Source organism: Psychrobacter sp. M9-54-1 (genome assembly GCF_016613355.1).
GTDB lineage: Bacteria > Pseudomonadota > Gammaproteobacteria > Pseudomonadales > Moraxellaceae > Psychrobacter > Psychrobacter faecalis.
In genome coordinates this window covers 1-20,539 of sequence record NZ_JADGFW010000004.1, presented here as the reverse complement: position 1 = coordinate 20,539, position 20,539 = coordinate 1, and the positions used below count along the sequence as shown (strand labels likewise).

Annotated in this window: 18 protein-coding genes; 7 read left to right on the top strand and 11 right to left on the bottom strand. The window is 43.3% G+C overall.

Annotated features, from left to right (window positions below; all coding sequences use genetic code 11):
* Positions 1 to 206: 206 nt before the first annotated feature.
* Positions 207 to 962 carry a TSUP family transporter gene (locus tag IQ457_RS01245; RefSeq protein WP_200661767.1) on the bottom strand — a complete coding sequence of 252 codons (756 nt, stop codon included), beginning with the start codon at positions 960 to 962 and terminating at the stop codon, positions 207 to 209.
* A gap of 411 nt (positions 963 to 1,373) precedes the next feature.
* Here IQ457_RS01245 and nhaA point away from each other — a divergent pair, with 411 nt between their 5' ends.
* Together nhaA and IQ457_RS01235 are read left to right on the top strand one after the other, a co-directional pair.
* Positions 1,374 to 2,576, top strand: a complete 1,203-nt coding sequence (gene nhaA, locus IQ457_RS01240; RefSeq protein ID WP_200661766.1) for a Na+/H+ antiporter NhaA — start codon at positions 1,374 to 1,376, stop codon at positions 2,574 to 2,576.
* A gap of 103 nt (positions 2,577 to 2,679) precedes the next feature.
* Complete coding sequence (locus IQ457_RS01235; RefSeq protein WP_200661765.1) at positions 2,680 to 4,080, top strand: oxygenase MpaB family protein; 1,401 nt, start codon at positions 2,680 to 2,682, stop codon at positions 4,078 to 4,080.
* A gap of 257 nt (positions 4,081 to 4,337) precedes the next feature.
* Here IQ457_RS01235 and IQ457_RS01230 read toward each other — a convergent pair whose 3' ends face one another.
* The gene (locus IQ457_RS01230) at positions 4,338 to 5,075 is read right to left on the bottom strand and encodes an NUDIX hydrolase (RefSeq protein ID WP_068403576.1); all 738 of its coding nucleotides are present in this window, start codon (positions 5,073 to 5,075) and stop codon (positions 4,338 to 4,340) included.
* Positions 5,076 to 5,197: 122 nt separating this feature from the next.
* Between IQ457_RS01230 and IQ457_RS01225 the strand changes: the two genes are divergently transcribed.
* Both IQ457_RS01225 and IQ457_RS01220 read left to right on the top strand, forming a co-directional pair.
* Positions 5,198 to 5,713, top strand: coding sequence for an HPP family protein (locus IQ457_RS01225; protein WP_227514902.1), 516 nt, complete (start codon positions 5,198 to 5,200; stop codon positions 5,711 to 5,713).
* A 352-nt stretch (positions 5,714 to 6,065) separates the two neighbouring features.
* Positions 6,066 to 6,629 carry an NUDIX hydrolase gene (locus IQ457_RS01220; protein ID WP_144297815.1) on the top strand — a complete coding sequence of 188 codons (564 nt, stop codon included), beginning with the start codon at positions 6,066 to 6,068 and terminating at the stop codon, positions 6,627 to 6,629.
* A gap of 121 nt (positions 6,630 to 6,750) precedes the next feature.
* Here the strand turns inward: IQ457_RS01220 and IQ457_RS01215 are convergent, their stop codons facing one another.
* Positions 6,751 to 9,816, bottom strand: a complete 3,066-nt coding sequence (locus tag IQ457_RS01215) for an insulinase family protein (RefSeq protein WP_200661764.1) — start codon at positions 9,814 to 9,816, stop codon at positions 6,751 to 6,753.
* Between the two features lie 520 nt (positions 9,817 to 10,336).
* Between IQ457_RS01215 and IQ457_RS01210 the strand changes: the two genes are divergently transcribed.
* Complete coding sequence (locus tag IQ457_RS01210; protein WP_068403584.1) at positions 10,337 to 10,798, top strand: universal stress protein; 462 nt, start codon at positions 10,337 to 10,339, stop codon at positions 10,796 to 10,798.
* A 145-nt stretch (positions 10,799 to 10,943) separates the two neighbouring features.
* Here IQ457_RS01210 and IQ457_RS01205 read toward each other — a convergent pair whose 3' ends face one another.
* Positions 10,944 to 11,876: a LysR substrate-binding domain-containing protein gene (locus tag IQ457_RS01205; protein ID WP_200661763.1), complete on the bottom strand. Its 933-nt coding sequence runs from the start codon at positions 11,874 to 11,876 to the stop codon at positions 10,944 to 10,946.
* Positions 11,877 to 12,072: 196 nt separating this feature from the next.
* Between IQ457_RS01205 and IQ457_RS01200 the strand changes: the two genes are divergently transcribed.
* A complete protein-coding gene (locus IQ457_RS01200; RefSeq protein WP_200661762.1) occupies positions 12,073 to 13,155 on the top strand; it encodes a YeiH family protein in 1,083 nt (360 codons plus the stop codon).
* A 197-nt stretch (positions 13,156 to 13,352) separates the two neighbouring features.
* Here IQ457_RS01200 and cspE read toward each other — a convergent pair whose 3' ends face one another.
* The 4 genes from cspE to IQ457_RS01180 form a co-directional block, all read right to left on the bottom strand.
* Positions 13,353 to 13,562 (bottom strand): transcription antiterminator/RNA stability regulator CspE, encoded by a 210-nt coding sequence (gene cspE, locus IQ457_RS01195; RefSeq protein WP_068403593.1) that lies wholly within the window; start codon positions 13,560 to 13,562, stop codon positions 13,353 to 13,355.
* A gap of 287 nt (positions 13,563 to 13,849) precedes the next feature.
* Entirely contained in the window at positions 13,850 to 14,272 is a 423-nt protein-coding gene (locus IQ457_RS01190; protein ID WP_200661761.1) for a YbaN family protein, read from the bottom strand.
* A gap of 165 nt (positions 14,273 to 14,437) precedes the next feature.
* The gene (locus IQ457_RS01185; RefSeq protein WP_200661760.1) at positions 14,438 to 14,830 is read right to left on the bottom strand and encodes a hypothetical protein; all 393 of its coding nucleotides are present in this window, start codon (positions 14,828 to 14,830) and stop codon (positions 14,438 to 14,440) included.
* Between the two features lie 96 nt (positions 14,831 to 14,926).
* Positions 14,927 to 16,765: a hypothetical protein gene (locus IQ457_RS01180; protein WP_200661759.1), complete on the bottom strand. Its 1,839-nt coding sequence runs from the start codon at positions 16,763 to 16,765 to the stop codon at positions 14,927 to 14,929.
* Positions 16,766 to 16,980: 215 nt separating this feature from the next.
* On the opposite strand from IQ457_RS01180, the gene IQ457_RS01175 reads away from it, so the two are divergent.
* The gene (locus IQ457_RS01175) at positions 16,981 to 18,111 is read left to right on the top strand and encodes a sterol desaturase family protein (RefSeq protein ID WP_200661758.1); all 1,131 of its coding nucleotides are present in this window, start codon (positions 16,981 to 16,983) and stop codon (positions 18,109 to 18,111) included.
* A 16-nt stretch (positions 18,112 to 18,127) separates the two neighbouring features.
* Here IQ457_RS01175 and IQ457_RS01170 read toward each other — a convergent pair whose 3' ends face one another.
* The 3 genes from IQ457_RS01170 to IQ457_RS01160 form a co-directional block, all read right to left on the bottom strand.
* Positions 18,128 to 19,423 (bottom strand): VWA domain-containing protein, encoded by a 1,296-nt coding sequence (locus IQ457_RS01170; protein WP_200661757.1) that lies wholly within the window; start codon positions 19,421 to 19,423, stop codon positions 18,128 to 18,130.
* A 215-nt stretch (positions 19,424 to 19,638) separates the two neighbouring features.
* Positions 19,639 to 20,109, bottom strand: a complete 471-nt coding sequence (locus tag IQ457_RS01165; protein ID WP_200661756.1) for a hypothetical protein — start codon at positions 20,107 to 20,109, stop codon at positions 19,639 to 19,641.
* A gap of 62 nt (positions 20,110 to 20,171) precedes the next feature.
* A complete protein-coding gene (locus IQ457_RS01160; RefSeq protein WP_242465311.1) occupies positions 20,172 to 20,366 on the bottom strand; it encodes a TerD family protein in 195 nt (64 codons plus the stop codon).
* Positions 20,367 to 20,539 lie beyond the last annotated feature (173 nt).

Genomic DNA, 20,539 nt, shown 5'->3' with positions numbered 1-20,539 from the left:
CAAGCATGGCTGGCGGGTAATATCAATTAGTCACTTATAAAAATGCATAATAAAAACCTCAGCCAAATGTGGACTGAGGTTTTTTCTGTCTTGAGTAAGGGTTTGGAAATTGATATATAGACGAAACAACTTAAGACCGTGACGATACTGCTGGAATAAAGCTTTTTTAACTTATAAAGACTATCTTAACCTCAAAATAACTATCGTTAACCAAGCACATATTTGGTTAGCATTGCCAAACAAACCAACACAATCATCGGACGAATAAGCTTACTGCCGCCTTTAACGACCATATGCGAGCCAAAATAAGCGCCAATCGTCTGCCCAACCATCATTGCCAGTCCCACTTTCCACAGCACATTACCGCCCAAGATAAAGAAAATAAGCGAGCCAATATTGGTAGATAAGTTCAGCACTTTTGCTGCGCCCGTTGCTTCAATAATTTGACGACCACGCAGCGCCACATTGCCTAAAGCAAAAAACATTCCCGTACCTGGTCCGATATAACCATCATAAAATCCAATCAAAGGCGCCACTACCTTTTGCCACGTGCTTTCTGAGATGCGCGGTGCGGCTTCCACTTCACCCAACCTTGGGGCAAATAAAGTATAAATACCAATCGCCGCAATCAAAAACGGAATCAGCTTTTCTAGCAAATCAGGCGGCGATAACTGCACGGCAATCGTACCAAGCACAGAACCAATAAAAGCCGCGATAATCGCAAATTTGATACTTTGAGGTTTGATAACACCTTTTTTAATCATGGTAATAGACGCCGCGAGCGCCCCTGACGCCGCTTGCAGCTTATTGGTGCCCAAGGTTAGCACAGGCGGGATATTGGCAAGCAGCATGGCAGGAATGGTCAATAAACCGCCGCCGCCCGCGATGGCATCAATAAAACCTGCCAGCGCCGCAACCGCCGTCAGCATTAAAATAATCTCGATAGAGAGCGATACGTCCATGACACTGACCTTGAAAATTTATAATAAAAAGAAGCAAGCTTAACGTTAAAATTTGTGTAAAGGCGCTCATTATAAAGATAAAACCGTAAAAAAAACCAAAAACCTAGCAAAGTCTGCTAGATTTGTTATATTCGCGGCTTTATCAGTACGCCTTTTGGTAGGCTTCGCCTGTTTAAAAAAACCGCATAAAACCGTTAACGTATTTAATTGTTTATATGAATAAAATTATGAGAAACTAGAGCCATCGGTTTGCTACGTCATTTTTAACGATAATTACGGCATGAATGATGAGGGTTTATGGTTTGGTTAAATGGATTTGAGCAAGCCAAAGTAAGAAAGCAAGCCAGAACAATTTAGAAATTTGAAGTTTTTGAATGATTTAGCACGTTTTATTGAGTCAATGAGGATAATATGGCAATACAAAGAATCAGAGCATTTTTCAACCTCGAAGCGTCAGGCGGCATTGTCTTAGCGCTGGCAGCTATCGCGGCAATGATTATTGCCAACACCCCTCTTAGTACTTGGTATGAGTCTTTTATTCACGCGCCCGTTGCCATCCAAATCGGTGGCTTTGCGATTGCAAAAGACGCCCATCATTGGATCAACGATGGTTTGATGGCGGTGTTCTTTTTTTTAGTTGGTCTTGAGCTCAAGCGCGAAGTGCTCATCGGCGAGCTCTCTAACGTCAAACAAATTATCTTACCCGCTGGCGCGGCATTGGGCGGCATGATTATGCCTGCTATCGTCTACCTGATTTTTAACTATAATGAGCCTGAGTTTTGGAAAGGTTGGGCGATTCCGGCGGCGACCGATATTGCCTTTGCTCTTGGTATTTTAAGCTTACTTGGCAATCGCGTGCCAAACTCGCTCAAAGTCTTTTTGGTATCCATTGCCATTTTCGATGATATTGGCGCTATCTTAATCATCGCCTTATTTTATACCAGTGACTTATCGCTCGGCGCGCTCGCTGTCGCTGCTTTGTGTTTACCGTTCTTATATCTACTCAATCGCCGCAATGTTACTAGCATCACGCCATACATACTAATCGGTGTCATTATGTGGATTGCCGTGCTCAAATCGGGCGTTCACGCGACCTTGGCTGGGGTAGTACTGGCATTATTCATTCCATTATTTGACCGTACGGATCCTGAACACTCGCCGCTAGAAGAACTTGAGCACGATTTGCAAAATACGGTGTCTTACGGCATTCTGCCTTTGTTTGCTTTTGCCAATGCCGGTATCTCGCTTAAGGGCGCAGGCTTTGCGGAATTATTTCACTCCGTGCCACTCGGTATTGCTGCCGGATTGTTTATCGGTAAACAAATGGGCGTAATGCTGATGTGTTGGTTGATTTTCAAACTGGGTATTTCTACCATGCCAAAGGGCATGACCTTTAAGCAAATTTACGGCGCAGCGTTACTTTGCGGCGTTGGCTTTACCATGAGTTTATTTATCGGTGGTCTGGCCTTTGGCGGCGCGACACCATTATTTGACGAGCGCTTAGGTATCATTATGGGTTCAATCGTGTCTGGTATCGCAGGTTACTTGATGCTAAAAGCCACCTTAAAAGAAGAGGTCAGCAATACCTCGGTGGACTTAACCCATCATTCTTAAGCACTCATTAAGCGTGAGCGACTTATGGCTATCATGCTAAATAAGTCGCTTAATGCGCTTAAAATGGGTGGATAAAAGCAGACGATATAGAGTAGCTAATCATATGGATCCCATCGATATCGCTAAAGAAAATGCCAAAGCAAATAGCGCCAGCGCTCGGCAAAAATCTGACCCTAACCCGGCAATTCACCCTTACCAGCGCCATGGACGCACGACGGCGATTGACGACCATAGCGACCTGCAAGTCTTAAAGCGCATTAAGCGTTATTTATTGCCAAAAGATTTTGTCATCTCGCAAGAGTTATTGGAGGAAATGATTGCCGGCTACGATATCGGTGATCCACTAGCCGATGCATTAGCAGCTGACGGTATTCGTTTTGCTAAACCCTTGCAGCAATTTATCTTAAGCGACAGTAGTAGTGGCGATAGTAATAGTGGCAATGACAGCAACTTCGATACTACCCTTTTAAACAACCCTGCATTTAATACCTTAACCGAGCAATTTAGCAGCCATCCTACTTGGTTTGACCCCAAGCTTGCACAAATCGGTGCGGTTGCTTACCGACGTTATCCACTGATGCTGATTTGGCTGTTGCGCAATGTCGCGCTAATGGCCGGCTATAGTATTCCTGCCCTCTCCCTGCCGCTTATTCAAACGGGCGCCTTAATGCACGACGCCCTACCGCGTTTGATGCGTACTTATGCCTATATTCTAGCCGTCTCTGAGCACCCACAACTACACTCTAGCTCTTATAATAACCGTCAACCGATTGAGCAGGTATTGGCAATTGGCTCAGAAGGCTGGCGGCAGTCTATCAAGGTGCGGCAAATTCACACGACGGTGCGGCAAAACTTGCTCAAAGGTAAAGGTAATGCCGCTAAAGGTGTCATACCCGATGCCGACCAACACCACAATGTAGATGGCAGCTGGAACACCGACTATTGGGGTATTCCTATCAATCAAACCGATATGATTGCTACCCATTTGCAGTTTTCATTATTGATTATGCGTGGGCTACGGCTGCTTGGCGCCCGTATCAGCGGCGAGGAAGCAGAAGGTATCTTACATCTATGGAATCTTGCCAGCTATTGGATGGGCGTTGATTTACAGCGCTTACCGAAGGATGAAGCCGCTTGTTGGGAATGGCTTTATACCTATTTATCAATTCAGCAGCTTGATTTTAAAATGGGGCAACCATTAGCAAAAGCGTTGCACGATTTACCGCGGCAGCTGATGGGCGAGGACAATCGCCGTGGGCGTTTCGTTGAGATGGTCAATGCTAGCGTGACCCGTACTTTGGTCGGCGATGATATCGGCGATGGGCTGGATTTGCCAAAATCGAAAATCCGTTTTGGCGTCTTATCGTCGGTGCCGATTCTTTTTGCGCTCGATACCGCACGCCAACACAATCAAACGGTGGCGGGAAAATTAGAAGCCTTCCGTGCTAAACGCCAAGATAATATGAATTGGTGGTTAAAGAAAAACGACGATTATTATAAATAACTTGTGCTAATTACAGATACTTTAAGAAGAATAATCACTCAGTATTAGATAAAACCATTAACGAATAATATTATGCAAATCTATAACCATAACCAGAGGGCATAAGTCGAATATTATTAGTAGTAAATAGAATATATCAAGCCATTATCAACCGCCTCTACAATAACTATAATAAATCCGCAAAAGACGCGCTTGGTTTGATTAGAAAATGGTTTTACTGTAGACAATTCAATAAATCACCGCAAGCGACTGACGTATTAATTACGCGTATCTTGAATGCGGTAATACCACTCAAGCCGCCGATCAAAGCCCGTCTCTAGCAAGCTGGCGATGACGCGTCCTGTCAGACCCCATATTGTTTCGCCATCTACTTGCCAGCTTGGCGTGAGGATGGTCGCGGTCTGATCTTGCATCGTATACTCTATCGCATACTCAACGGTAGGCTGCGTCAGCAAGGTTTCAAAATCTGCCCAAAAAATACGCGAGATTTCATCAAGCTCGGGCACTAACAGTAAATCTGGCGCAATTAGCGCCACAATAGGACGCACACTCATGCCACTTTTAGAGGTTTGAATCGGTAATTGACCAAGTAGCTGCACTTTATTGGGTGGTAGCGCGGTCTCTTCGCAGGCTTCACGCAAGGCGGTGATGACATTATTACCGTCACCGGCGTCATGTTTACCGCCTACGCAAGAGACTTCGCCAGCATGACTGTTCATATGCGCAGCGCGGCGCGTCAGTAGCAGCTTTGGATGGCGCTCATGAGTGATGGCAACCAATACCGAGGCATCAGCAATCGGTGTCTGATACAGACTCTCTAAAATACGCTCGCTAAGAGAAGTATGAGAGCTATGGTATAACGCAGGATTGGTGACCGCATTTAAGGTCTCATGCTGCACGCGTTCCGCAAGTTTTCTAATAGTGGGATAGCGAATAAAGTCTGGCACAGCGACGGAAAATTCATCGAAATGGACAGACTGCGGGGGGAGTAACATTATTATTGCCCTATGTTTTTATCAGTATCAAGCATCAATGCCGTTCAACATAAATAACCATTAAATAAGATGCTGATTACGCAAGTAAGCACTTTAAGATTACATGTTTTTAGGAAATATTTGTGGATAAGATTTTTTCATTAAATAAAATGCAGGGCAAGACCGATGATTGCCCGCAAAGATTGCCATTAATTATCATTGCCCTTGCTTGGGTTGGCGGTACTTTCGCCACCGCCATACTGGCGCTACTGGGCAGCTGGCAAAACGTCGCTATGATTTTGGGCTCATTTGGTGCCAGCTGTTTGCTTATTTTTGCCTATCCAGAGAGTCCATTTGCCCAGCCTAGAAACATCGTTGGCGGGCATCTTATCACCACTTTTACGGGGCTATCGTTTTTGACCTTGTTTGGTATCGAGTGGTGGAGCTTGTCGCTGGCGGTCGGTACAGCGATTGCGCTGATGCTATTGCTGCGCGTACCGCATCCACCCGCCGGCTCTAATCCACTAATCGTCATGCTCGGCGGCGTCAACTGGCATTTTTTAGTCACCCCTACGCTAATCGGTGCGCTTGCCTTGGTTGCAGTGGCGCTGATTTATAACAATATCGGTCGCGGTCGCCATTATCCGCGTTATTGGTAAATCCACCCTTCAGTATACAGCCATCATTTATTATTTAACATCAGTCTAGTCTAGACTAACGCAATCTAAAAGCGGCTGCATATACTTTATGTGACTGGACTGATGCGTAATCGCAGCGCTGACAATGACGCTTCAAAAGCCTTATTTCATAAACGTAAGCCTAGCTACCATCAGTTTAGCAAAAATGTGTGCTTTTTATTATCACGGCCAGTGCGATGGAAATTTGTGTTATCTTAGGCTTCATAGCTATGATGCCAGCTGACAAGCGAACGTCATAACATAAGAATTATAATTCTTACAACACCGATAACCTTTTTTCCATCTTTCGTTTATCTTATATAAGGCAGTTGATATGCGCTATTGTCTACAATGCGGCCATGAAGCAGAACGCAAAATACCAGCCACCGATAATATGCCGCGTTTGGTATGTCCAAACTGCAATTATATTCACTACGAAAATCCAAAAGTGATTTGTGGCTCACTGGTCGTGCACAAAAACAGAGTGCTGCTATGCCGCCGTGCAATTGAGCCGCAATATGGCTTATGGACGCTGCCTGCAGGCTTTATGGAAAACGGCGAAACCATGGCAGAAGGCGCGGCGCGTGAAAGCTTTGAAGAGGCGGAAGCAGTGGTTATCAACCCGCATTTATATTGCTTATATGATATCCCCGATATCGGGCAAATCTATAGCATTTATATCACCGAGTTAAAAGACGGCGCTTACGGTATTGGCTCTGAAAGTCTGGACTGCGCGTTATTTGCTGAAGAAGACATCCCGTGGGATAAGCTTGCCTTTGAAGCCGTGCGCCGTACCTTAAAAAGCTACTTTGCCGACCGCAAGGAGTTTGACGACCATAACGACTTCCCTATTCATCAAGATTTGATTGGCAAAGACCAAGCGATTAAGCGTTATTAATACAACTTTTTAAAATACTTACTGGCAATAAAAACCGCCGCTTTCAATACAAACACTGAGAGCGGCGGTTTTTTTATACAGTCAATGATTTGCGATGACTGATTTTGCGCTAAATTAACAACTAGCTTTTAATTTTACAAACGTTAAAGCCTAACTCTTTTACGGCTTCTTCTTTATCATACGGCGCTAGTACCGCTCGCACATGGTCTTGACCTTGCAGATATTGCTTAGCGACGCGCTGCAAGTCAGCAACCGTCACAGATAATATGGCCGCGCGCATTTTACGCTGCCAGTCGATGCCGCGATGATGCAGATTGGCAAAGCAGGCTTTTACCGCCTCGCCTGCTGGAGAGCCTGGTTTATCCATGCCTGAGATAATACCCAAAATCGCTTCTTCTAATTGCTCATCGGTTTGCGGCTCGTTTAATAGCCATTCGATACTGGCATCAAAATGGGCAAAGGTTTCGGCACACTGCGGATCGCGATAGCTAAAGAACTTAAAGGCACAAGCATTGGCATCGTAACCTGCGCCGCCGCCATAAGCACCGCCGCGCTCACGAATGGCACTATGTAAGTAACCATTGCGCAGATACGGCGCCAACACCATTAAGGCTGCCGTATCAGGATGGTCGGCGGCTGGTACAGTATAAGCGCTGGCATTATGATAAACGTTGGTTGGCACTAGCCACGCCAAATCGTCAGCAGTAACCTCTTCTAATTGAGCGCCATCATTCTTACCATTGAGCGCCGAGTCTAACTGTAAATCTGCAAACTCACTTGGAATGCTCGCTTCAATAGCCGTTTCAGTATTGCTTAATTTTTCCGCAATTTGTGACGCTTTACTGTTTTTCCAGCTCTCAACAATTAAATTACTTAAACGTTCAGTTTGCTCGGCTTCACAGATAATGACGGCGTGTTTCGGCAAACTTATTATACGCTGATGTAAATCCATCAAACTGCTTGCCAATTTATCCCACTGCCTATCGTCACTACTGGCGTGGGTTAAGAAGTCTTTGAGCGCGTTCAATGCTGGCAGCCCGCTACGCACATATTCTAACTGCGCTTGACGGCTCATGCCGCGACTGGCGGTTTGCATAGCATACGAATGCCCAGAACCGGCAAGGTTTGATTGCCAACCAGCTGCGCGCTGCTGCAAAATCTCTTTAATACGGTTATGCTCGCTAAAGACGCTGTGCTCCATGACTTCTTTAAGCAAATCAATGGCTTCAGGCTTACGATTTAGCGCGCGTGTAGCGACGACGAAGTAGCTGCTAATCGCTTGGCTATCATCGATATTGGTACGCTGGCTGATACGCGCCGTCACTCCTGATGAATGCGCCGCTTGCTTGGCCTGCATTTGATGAGCGCTTAGCGAGTCCGTGCCCAGTTCTGACAATAAGCTTAAATAGATCGGCAATAGCGGATGATTGATGACTTCATTAACCGGTAGCTCGCTGGTGTCTTGATTACCAATCGCATCGGTCAATGGCACTATCACTTGGTAATAATACAAGCCATTGGTACCGGCTTCATATTCAAATAAGGTGCTGTCTTGCCCGCTTAAATTTACTTGTTTTTGCGTGCCTTGTTTAAAGCTGATATCGGTTGGCACGTCTTCTAGACCAACTTTTGGCAATAAGCTTAAATCATCAGGCGCAGCTTGGCGCGCTGCCAAATCAAGCGCTTGCTGTTTTAAGATAGCTTTATCATCAGCGGTCAAATCCATCGCAATGGTATCAAGACGGGTTTGCTCAGCGGCTGCCAAACGGGCAGTTTTTTCGCTATCAGGCGTCAACGTGACACGGACACGATGCTGATTATCGAGCAAATGGGTCTTAATTAAATTCGGTAACCACTGTTCGTCTTTGACTTGCTCACGCAGCCATTGCAAGTGCTCATCAACTTCCCACACATCGATAGGGTTGCCATCATGAATCGCCGTGCTAAAGCCCTCTAACATAAGGTTTAAACCATACGGCATGCTATCACCGCCGATATGGCGCTGATCAATCTCGATTTGGTGCAAAATGGTTTCGATGGTTTCATCATCAATCGGATTGCTCGCCACCTCTTTAAGTAAATCAAGAATGCCCTGCTCTACCGCTTCGGCATGCTCAGGGTTTGAACCGCGTAGACCGGTATAGAATACCATTTCATAATGACTGTCATCGAGACCCAATAGCGGACTCGGCGCTTTACCGAGTGGATGGCTGTCCAAATACGCGCGCAGTGGCGAGCCTGCATGCTCAACCAACACGCCTTCTAATAGACGCAGTGCCAAACGCTGCTTGGGATCGGTAATCGATGGCAATAACCACGCCACCACATGATGCGTTTGGTCTGGACCAGCTTCATCAGCAGTATAAGTATCAACCGCGCTAATCGGTGCAGACAGACGTTTTTCTGGACGCGAAACGTGTTTTTTACCCGCTTCAAACTGAATCAAGGCATCGTCATGAATTTTTGCTTGCGTTTGGGCAACCGGAATATTACCAAAGCTCATGATCACGCTGTTTGACGGATGATAATGGCTCTGATGAAATTCAACCAGCTCATGATGGGTCAAATCAGGAATATCAGCAGGATCGCCGCCCGAATTATAATGATAGGTCGTCGTTGGGAACAAATGATGGGCGACCGTATGATACAACTGATCAATCTCGCCGCTCATTGCGCCTTTCATCTCATTGAACACAATGCCTTTAAACTGCGGCTTATCGTTTTCGTCTAACTCAACGCGGATGCCTTCTTGGGCAAAATCCAGCGGATGAATATTGGGGAAAAACGACGCATCAAGATAAACGGCCAGCAAATTAAAGTAGTCGTTTTTATTTTGGGTCGCGTACGGATACGCCGTCCAATCGGCGGCGGTCATGGCATTCATAAAGGTGTTTAATGAACGTTTAATCATCGAAAAGAAGGGGTCGCGGACAGGGAACTTTTCAGAGCCACACAAAGCCACGTGCTCTAAAATATGCGCCTCACCTTTTGAGTCCATCGGCTGAGTACGAAAGCCGACCAAAAAGGCATTTTCATCGCTTGGATGCGCCAAATGGTAATGCATGGCGCCTGTCTTGACGTGCTGGCTTATCAATACGTCCATCGACAGTGCATCGATATGACGGTGCTCAAGCAGCTCAAACGCTGGATGTAGGGTTAAATCAGCGGTAAATGGCGTGTCAGTCATAGTTGTCCTTATAGAGTAACCTGATAGCTTCTTCGTCAAGCGCTCATGTGGCCGTTAACTGATAAAGCAGCTCAGGATAAACAATCAAAAATGGAAAGGTTTATATTTATAAAATTGATTGGTCTAAAATTAATAGCGTTGTAGAAGTTATAAAAATAGTAGTGTTACGCCAATCTCAACTTATCGTAGGCTTTTGATTTTTATAGAATTTAAAATTCTAATTGTTTTAACTGAAATTTTAAAAACTAAGTAAACCAATACCTTAGAAAAATAAGTTGAGAGTGGGGTAGTGTTATAAAAATATAGGTAATCTTTAAATAGAATGGCAGTTATCAGCTAAAAAGGATTTGCCTAACGAAACTAGATGGGGCTTAGGGCTTGATAAGTCAAGATAGCGCTAGGAGAAAAATAATAACGCTTCAACAATAAATCATAAAGATAGTGTGGATTTAACAAAGCCTACTTAACAGCAGTCAGTAGTAGTGCTATAGTTGAAATCATCTGTCAAAAGGAGCAGCTCATGAGTTACGAACATATTTTATTGGTCACCGACTTGATGTCCGACGCTGATGTGGTCGCCCAAAAGGCCAAACGTATCGTCGAGAATCGTCCGAACGCCAAATTATCGGTATTACATATCGTCAAAGATACCATGGTCGGCTTTGGCTATGAGCTGGTGCCTGCCTCAAGCTTATACGATGAAATCGATGATGAACGCTGCCAAGAAGCACGCGCCAAACTGGCTCAGTTTTTGGAGCGTAATGACTTGCACGCGGTCAACTCTGAAGTAACAACCGCCATCTCTAACAGTGAGGGTATCGTCAATTATTGCCATAAGCATGACGTTGATTTATTGGTCATCGGTCGGCATGAGCGCCACGGTATCTCGGCTTGGCTTAGTGGCGCGACGGCAGATAATATCTTGCCAAACGTCCCATGCGACAGCTTAGTGGTGCGACTGGATAAACCCGTTAATAAATAAGCCTAAGAACAGGAACAGACTTAACATAATTCCCAAGTTATTAAAAAAGCTCATTGAGAAAAGCGCACTGTGTGACAGTGCGCTGTTTTATTATCCATCAAAATAGTAGAGACTCTATCCAATACCTCTATGTTTACTACTAAAATCAATCTTCTGTCAAAATATCAATAAAACTCTGCCAAATGGGGCTTTGATGACGCGCTTTATGCCACACCAGCCACCACGTGCGCGCTAAATCAATACCTGCTACTTTCACCTGCACCAGCTCTGCTTTATCCAATTCTGCTTGAATGACATACTGCGATAAGCAGCCAAGCCCAATATCGGCGCTGACCATATGCTTAATGGCTTCTGACTGCTGAATTGCCATGACAATCTCGGCATGCGGTAGATGCTGCAATAACTGCTCATCGATAATCTGCCGCGTCCCCGAACCCGCCTCTCGTACCAGTAATGGCAGCCTTGCCAATCGTTCAACGCTGAGCTCATAGCATTTTTCTTTATGGTTATAGTCCATGTTTGCCAGCCATTTACTATGAGATTTAGCAAATACCATCAAGGTATCGGTCCGCCAAGCGCGCTGCTCAATCACTTTCATATCTGTCGGGCGCGGCATACCTTCTACAAGCGCAATATCGATATTTAATTGCTCAACCTCGCCGACCACTTCTTGGGTATTGGCAATATACATATCGATATGGGCATCGGGTAGCGCTTCGTACAATTTGGCAAGCAGCGGTGGCAATACATAATTACCAATCGTGGTACTAGCACCAATATGAATCTGCCCTGCTTGATGCTTATGATAATGCTCAAGCGTTAAAGCTTGTCCCAAAATCGCTTGCGCCTGTATATAGATAGGATGGGCGTTTGGATGCTGATTAAGCCTGCGACCGACGCGCTCAAATAGCGGCATTTGTAACCGCGCCTCCAGCTCAGTGAGTGCACTGCTGACCGCTGACTGCGATAAATGCAGCTCTTCACTGGCACGGCTGGTACTGCCAGTTTGATAAATACTGACAAACACCGATAGCTGCTTCAGGGTAATCTTCGGCTGCGTCTGAACGGTCTTTTTCATAATGTCTCTGACATCCTATACAAACTATAAAATTCTAAAAAATCACTTAATATCAGAAACTACTTACTAACCTAAAAAATCGATAGTTTATATCTTATTAATCTGTTTTTATTATAAATCGGTTTATCTTATACTGTCTATTCATAAGCTTATGCTTATTTCGATTATAGATGATAAAAAATAGGATGCGTACGATATGAACGCAGTAGCACAAACCATGAATAATTACTTCCCGCATAATCGTCATGCGATGGGACTTATTGTCGTGCTGATTGGGAGCTTGTTTTGTTTGTGGTTAAATGTCAGCCTAGACACATGGTCAAATGGACGCATTGTTGGTCTGTCATCGTTGACGTTAGCAATTTTACTTGGCATGGTACTTGGCAATACAATTTATCCAAATTTTTCTGATCAATTAAGTGCGGGTGTTGGTTTTGCTAAAGGTCAAATACTGCGCCTAGCCATTATATTTTATGGTTTTAAACTGACTTTAACCCAAGTCGCAAGCGTTGGTATGCCCGCCGTAATGACTGATGCATTGGTATTAACCTCAACGTTTTTACTTACCTATTGGCTCGGTACAAAGTGGCTTAAAGTCGATAAGCAAACGACCTTATTGATCGGCTCAGGGGCAAGTATTTGTGGCGCTGCAGCGGTAATTGCCGCAGAACCCGTGGTCAAAGCCGAAGCGCATAAAGTCACCATTGCCGTTGCCACCGTGGTGGTCTTTGGCACGATTGCCATGCTGCTCTATCCATTTTTATATCAACTTGGCTGGCTACAACCTTGGCTAAACGCTCAGCAATACGGCATTTATACTGGTTCAACCATTCATGAAGTGGCGCAAGTGGTGGTCGCAGGTAACGCCGTTAGCACCGAGGTTGGCAATACAGCGGTCGTGACCAAGATGATTCGCGTTATGATGCTCGCCCCTTTCTTATTAATATTGTCTTTTGCCTTAACCAAAACCAGTAGCGATAATGGCGAAAAACCATCATTTATCAATCGCGTGCAACAAGTGAAAGTTCCTTGGTTTGCCTTTATCTTTATTTTGGTGGTGGTATTGCATACGTGGATACCGATGACGGCAAGCTTTGAACACAGTATGGTCATGCTTGATGATGTGTTATTGACGATGGCAATGTTTGCCCTTGGTTTGACCACGCATATGAGTGCCATTAAACAAGCTGGCGTCAAACCATTGATACTCGGTGCCATTATGTTTACTTGGTTAATTATCGGTGGCGGCTTGATCAATATTGGCATCGCTTCACTATAAAAAAGCTATTAACGCACCAATAAAACTAAAAATGCCGACGATTATTCCTATAATCGTCGGCATTGTTGTCCTAAGACTTTATTCAACACTTTACTATTTATTTATCAAAAGCAATAAACATAAATAATAGGCGAAAAAAAACGAACCCTAAGGCTCGTTTTTTTATTCATCTTGCTCTAGTTGTCTATAAAGACGAATTAGATAGCAACGATGTTATGTGCTTGTGGGCCTTTTTGGCCTTGAGTTACAGTGAACTCAACTTCTTGGCCTTCAGCCAAAGTTTTAAAACCTGAACCAGTGATTTCGCTGTAATGAGCAAAAACGTCTGCGCCATTTTCTGGAGCGATGAAACCAAAGCCTTTAGCTTCGTTGAACCACTTAACTGTACCTTTTTGAACGTCTGACATAGTCATAACCCTGATATTTAATTTATTTTTGGCCTAATTGGCCGATAACGCTTGCAAATAGCTACTGAACGATAAATATTAAAACGAAGGATTATAACTAATACTACGAGGTAATGATTTGGTGCAGAACTGCTCTTAAGCTTGGAAGTATTATAGGTGGCCTAGCGCAGTATCGCAAGCCTTATCTTATCTTTAGTGTAACAAAGCGCAATTATTGGCTATTTTTTGCACTTATTTGCTTTATTTTTAGATACTTAACAAAAATTTTAAGCATTTATTCTATATGTTTAAGCATTTGGCAAACGAAATAAATATATAGCGACGCTACTACATACCGCTGCAACTAGCCACGCTACCCATAGCGTATCGGCTGGCAAGCGATAAAATAACATCGCCGTCGATATAGACATCATAATCGTGGCTAACCACTTGGCATATAGCGGAACAGCGCGGCGCTCTTCCCAATCGCGAACAAACTTACCAAAATACTTGTGATTAATCAGCCAAAAATGAAAGCGTCGTGAGCTTCGTGCCCAGCAACCTGCTGCTAATAAGATAAAAGGCGCGGTCGGCATCACGGGTAATAATGCGCCAATAATTCCCAAGACAAAAAATATCCAACCAAATATCAAAAATGCCCAACGCACCGCGGGGCTATTGTGCTGATTGGTCTTTGGTCGATAATAAAAGGCTTTTTTTGGTTGGGTCATGGGAGTTTATCGGTCAGTGTTAAATATTAAGTTATTAGATTTGCTCTACTTATATAAGCTATCAAAGATAAAGAAATTAATAACTGAGTACAAGACTGATTTTGCACGGTTTTGCTACCTATACGTAGCTTATTTAGCGATTAGGTAAATATAAATCGTTCTTCTCTACGATTTGGCAGGATAGCTTTCCCAGTACTCAGCAATGGCCTGTGGAAAACAGTATTCTTTCGCTTTCACACTAATAGCAAACGGTACTAATATTGATTTGGTCACGCCGCCGATACTTTCACAAGTGGCATCAGTCTGCACGTCATAATAAATCACCCGTAAGGTATTCTGCGGACAGAGGTCTGAGCACTGGAATGACTTGACCACTTCGATACCGTTATGCACACCAATCACCCATTGCTGTGCACCTTCGGTTGGCGTATTCTCTTTTTGCTGGGCCGCTCGAATAAGATCGGCGTCTGTTAAGGTGTCTTCATTGGTGAGTAAAGAGACGCAAGCGGTTAAATTTGCTATTAAGATACTCAAAGTAAGCAATTTAGTGGTTTGCATGGCGTCTCTCCTTTGACTATGAGTCTTCTCTTTTGTATTTCATAGTATAACAGGCAAGCCAAAAACTTCATTTTAGGTGCTAAGGGTGAAAAGATCTTATTTCATACCTATCAAATCACGCTTACGCACCCACCCTGACTTTGAGCCACCTTTATAGCTTACTTTAACCCAGTCCTGATTTTGTCCGTAAAAAATATTGGGTTGTTGGATGATATCGCTTTTTATAAAATAGCTTGCTGGTTTATTGGGCATAAAACCCTTATTTAAAATTTCTGCTTTATCACTGACTACCTTATAGCGGGTAGGCGGTATGGGACAATTTTGTAATTTGTAGTCATCGTCGATTTCTTTATCTAAATCAAATCGAGCAAAATCCGTCGTGGCATTATATTGCGTTCTACTTTGACAATAATATGCTGCGCCCGTATCTACTGTGCTTTTTAAAACGCCATAGGTCACCCACCATTCAGTACCAACCTGTTCAAATAGGTACTCTTTGATGTAGTCTTTTTCACTATTTGCGCTGTATGTACTTACGATAAATCCCTTATTATTATTTGTAGGAGTGATCGAAGAAAAAAGGGTGGAAGGCGCATCAGCAAAGGTAATTGAAGACAAATCTAACTCATAATATTTATCTTTTGCTAAATACACATACAACTCATCACCTTGATAACTATTGTCTGTAGATTTATCTTTAGCTACTAGTAAATCACGCTTGCCATCATTATTGACATCGAAATGAAAACTGGCAAACAAAGGACTGGGAAAAAATTGCTTATAGTTTGCTTGGGTGATCCTAGCCTTTGGTGGGGTTGGTTTAGGACGTTCATCAACAGGAACAATCTTTCCTGTGACCGTGATTTGAAAATACTTATCAACTACTGATATTTCTCGGTAATCCTCTTCAATAGTAAATGTGCTACCTAAATTGGTAATGGCAATATTGTCGTCTTTGACAGTAATAAGATAATATTCGGGATCTATAAACATGCCTTCAGGATTATCGTCAGTAATATAGTCCGCGCCACTATCCTCGAATAACCCGTATGCTAAAAACACTTCAATATCACCAATGCTGGGCAGTTTAAAAAACCCTCGGTCAGAGGAGCCACCCAACACAGGCCTAAGCTTATTGGTCACTTGCTTGGCAAGTACTTGATTGTCCATTATAAATTCGCTAGTGACCAGATTGGTATCGAGTTGAACGGCGTCATCTACATCATAACTACTAAAGGGTAGTGTAGTGACATTAGTGATACTTCGGTCTGCTCGCACTGAACCATCATCAGTTAACTGATAATGAATGGGTTGGCGGTTAAAATCATAATGAGTGTTAATGATCTGTTGATAGTCTTTTGCTATTACAAAATCGTTTTCAGCTAGCTCAAATATATGAACCATATCATTAGCATTTGGCGTATGCGTTTTTTTAATAGTCACAAGATAGCTGTGTTGGTCTTCAAGTTGGTCAATGGTTAAGCCAGAGGTATCTTCAAGCTCAAGGGACTCACTTTCATAAGCGTGAAATATGACAAAGACTTGCATGTCACCTTTATCAGGGAGCTGATAAAACCCTGCCCTCTTCATATAATCATGCGATAGCAGCTCTTGGAGCTGTTTATTATTCGTCTCCACTGGAAACGCTGATAATGGCCTTTGCTGACCGTTTTGTGACGTCTTTTTAGTAAAGGGAAGCGCTGTAATTTGCTTTAAAGCAGAGTTAGGCTGGTGACTATTCGTATTATTGGTATCTGCTTGCATGCTCGATAATGCGCTTCGATCTACCCCGTCTGTATCTACCGAGTCACTGTTATGATCAACAGATGATTCCAAAGAGCAGCCACTGATAGCTAATGCCAGTAAAATACTCAATGATGAATAAGCCAAAACAGTTGCACGACTGCCTATAGAGTGGGTTGTCAAATCAGTCATAAATCGCTATCCAGCAGTAGGATTTTAAGAAGCATAAAATTATGATTAGCAGCGGGACTTTCGTTAGCATCGCTTCGTCATCGTATTGGTTTAACTATAGCTAGCTTACATTATGGGAATAAACAGTATTTGTCCAACTATGTTGAGTAATTAATATACCCATTTGCGCTAAACAATGCTAGATTAAACTCAAATGACATCAGCAAATTAAAACTATGAGCAAATTACTCCGAAAGCACTTTGAAGACCGTGACATAAAAAAAGGCTCAGGACAAGTGTCCGCCTTTGTTGCGGTGTCTTTGGGCATACTGACCACGCTTGCTGCTCTGTGTTTTTTATTCCCCAATCTGCTCACCACGCCAGACTTTAGACCTTTGTATAATGCCAATATTTTACGAGGCCTATTGTTTGCCAGTGTGGTCATTGGCTTTATGTCAGGTGTAATTAGCCTACTACGCAATCCGTCTAAGCGCTGGGGAATGGCGGGTATGTTGCTCAATGCCTTTGCCGCCCTGCTCGCATCAGGACAGATCGAGCCCAATTACTATGAGCGTAGTCTATATGCAGGCTTGGACTATTTTATTTTAACGCTGGTGATTTCCGCGCTAGTGTTTATTCCTATGGAGCGCTTTTATGCCAAGTATAAAGCACAAAAACTGCTCCGATCTGGCTGGGTAACCGACATTAAATACTTTATGTTTAGCCATTTGGGTATTCAATTACTGAGTTTTTTTACCATCATTCCTGCGCAGATTTTATTTAATCAATGGCTTAACCCCTCATGGCATCAGCTGGTCAGTGGTCAGCCTTTAGTGCTGCAATTTATAGAGATTTTGATCGTGGTGGATTTTTTTAGTTACTGGATTCATCGCGCTATGCACAAAGTCCCGTCGCTGTGGCGCATACATGCGGTGCACCATTCTTCGCATCACATGGACTGGCTGGCAGCAAGTCGAGTACATGTGTTTGAGCTGATTGCGAATCGTTTTTTCGGTTATATTCCCTTATTGTTTATGGGCTTCTCTCCAGCGGCAATTTATGCGTATTTGGTATTTATCTCTTTTCATGCCATCTTTATTCATGCCAACGTCCGTTTCCGTTTTCCGTATTTTCGCTGGGTATTGGCAACGCCAGAGTTTCATCATTGGCATCATTCCTCAGAAAAGGAAGCGTGGGACAAAAACTTTGCCGCCTTTTTACCCATTTATGATGTGATATTTAAAACCGCGCACCTACCGGACCACTTACCCAAAAAATATGGTACGACAGCGAATACAAAAGTACCCGAAGGGTTTGTATCGCAGTTGGTATATCCGTTGCAACACAAACAACGGGGAAAAAATTGATGCTGCCAATGTCTATTTACTTCGCTATCAGCCCTATCTCGCGTGCCTCTTTTAGCCAGCTTGGAAACTCTTCTAGCATATTTTCATACAAGGCTTCTTCGCTGATATCATCCAAGTCATCTAATTCAAAAAAGTCGCAATTATCGATCACGCGCCCTGTCATGTCGTCTAATTTTTTTAGGATGCCATAACCACGACCACCTAAGCCCACGAACTGCCAAAATATCGGTAATTTCGCAGCTTCCGTCATGACTTTAGTGATACCGCGATTATCATTCACCCCGCCATCACTGATAAATAGCACGTATACAGGCACATCCAAGCCGTCTTTTTGATAAAACTCCGTCACGGCTTTCATGACTTCTGCTTCGTTATTCACACGCGGGCCAAGTGCCCATTTGCGCCAGCCGCCGTGAGCGTTGTCAATAAAGCCTTCATAGTTACTCAGCCCAATCTCACCCAAATACTGCGGATCTCGGGCAAACGCCCAACAGTCGAGCGCTTGGTCATCATCGAAGCTCACTGCCAATGGCAATAGACGATTGACCACTTCTTGCACGCGGCCTTGTTTATACTGTCTGTTCATTGAGCCTGAGGCATCTAACACCAATGCTACCTTTGCGGTTAATTGCTGCAATTGGCGTTTCTCAAGCGATATCGTGGCTTTTTTGGCCAGATTGACCAGTTTGGGTGCTTTGTCTAGCATGACCTTCTCTAACGACGGTTTTGCTTGAACTGGCGTTGCGGTTACATCTACTGCTTGCGGGCTACTCTCTTCTACATCACCACCAAAATGCTGCACGATAGCGGCAAGTCCACCATTAAAGCCTTGCGCGACGTTAGATACTCGCCACACGCCACTCTTACGATAAAGCTGCATCAGCATACTGGCTTGCTGCTGGGCAAAGTCTGATGCTTGATATTCTGCTTGCGCCTTTTGCGATTGTTGCCAAATGCCAATCTCTAACGATTGAATTTGATTCAGCGGCGTGTCGGCTGATAACACAAAAAACAAGCTGTCTATATTCGCAGCCAGTTTGGATAAATTGACCTCAAACTCGGCTTGGATGCCTTTATTTGCCGTTGGCTGCGACTCGTAATGGGTGAGCTTGATTTGTCCGCATGGTGAGGTCGGCTGATTATAAAACACCATGTAATCATCATTGATCAGTTTGCCCGCTGCGTCTAAGGCAAAGCAACTGATGTCCATCTCTATTGGGCTTTGGCGAGTGAACTTGAGCGTGATTGGTGCGGTATCGTCAATAGCAAGATTGCTTAAAGGCGAGCGTTGTCCAACGGTGAGATGGTTCATGGTGTTCCTTACGTTAGAGTTTTATTCTTTTAAAGATAATAGACTAATTACTGACATTAAAAAACCGCTAACAGCGAGAGCCGGAGCGGTTTTTTATTTTAGCTAAGCTGAAAACTTAATGTTATCTATTAAGAATGGATTACCAGCTAATCAAAGATACTTTACAGATACTATGCGAATTTGCACAATACTTTATTCCCACATTAAATAACTAATTAGCCCGACTGTTTCTTTTTCATCCAATAATAACCTATTCCAAACCTAACTTCATGAGCATGACAGATATAAACAGTCTGGCATAGCGTACATCGACATTCATAGTTGGTTTCAGGATAAGAAACATGCTGGACTTTCTGTAATATCTCTATCAGTCCCAGACTTTCTTGCCCTTCTGGTGTAGGTTTAACATATCGATATTTTGAACATCGACAAACACCTTCAGCAATATCATTTAGAAAAGTATTAAGCTTATCCATTGAACCTAAAATGTATTGCCTTGAACTGTCTTTTGGCCACGTTTCAGTCTTTTGGAGAATCTCAAATTTGTTAATATGTTTTGCTATCTCTTTTAGAACAATCATATCTGAGATATTTATTATCTCATGAGCATTTATCTCACTAGGAATAAGTACTTTATCATCAAATGTTTTATTTTTTATGGATTGTATAATGTCATCAGTTTTCATAATTAGCTCTACTGCTTACACAGCTACCTAGTTAATATCAATGCTCATTCATTTTTCGTCAACTAATTATATTGTAAGGTCGGATGATTATAAAACACCATATAATCATCATTGATCAGTTTGCCTGCTGCGTCTAAAGCAAAGCAGCTAATATCCATCTCTATTGGGCTTTGACGAGTAAACTTAAGCGTGATTGGTGCGGTATCGTCAATAGCAAGGTTGCTTAAAGGCGCGCGTTGTCCGACGGTAAGGTTCATGAAGCTATCCCAATCTTATTTAATGTTGTGTGTTTCGTTTAACAGCAACGATAATTTGCCATGTGAGTATGCCGAACCATATAAAAAACAGTAAGCTAATAAACTGAATACCACTCTTACTTTCAAGAGCTTTGCTGAATAAGGGTTGCAAACAGTTAAATAAAACATATACA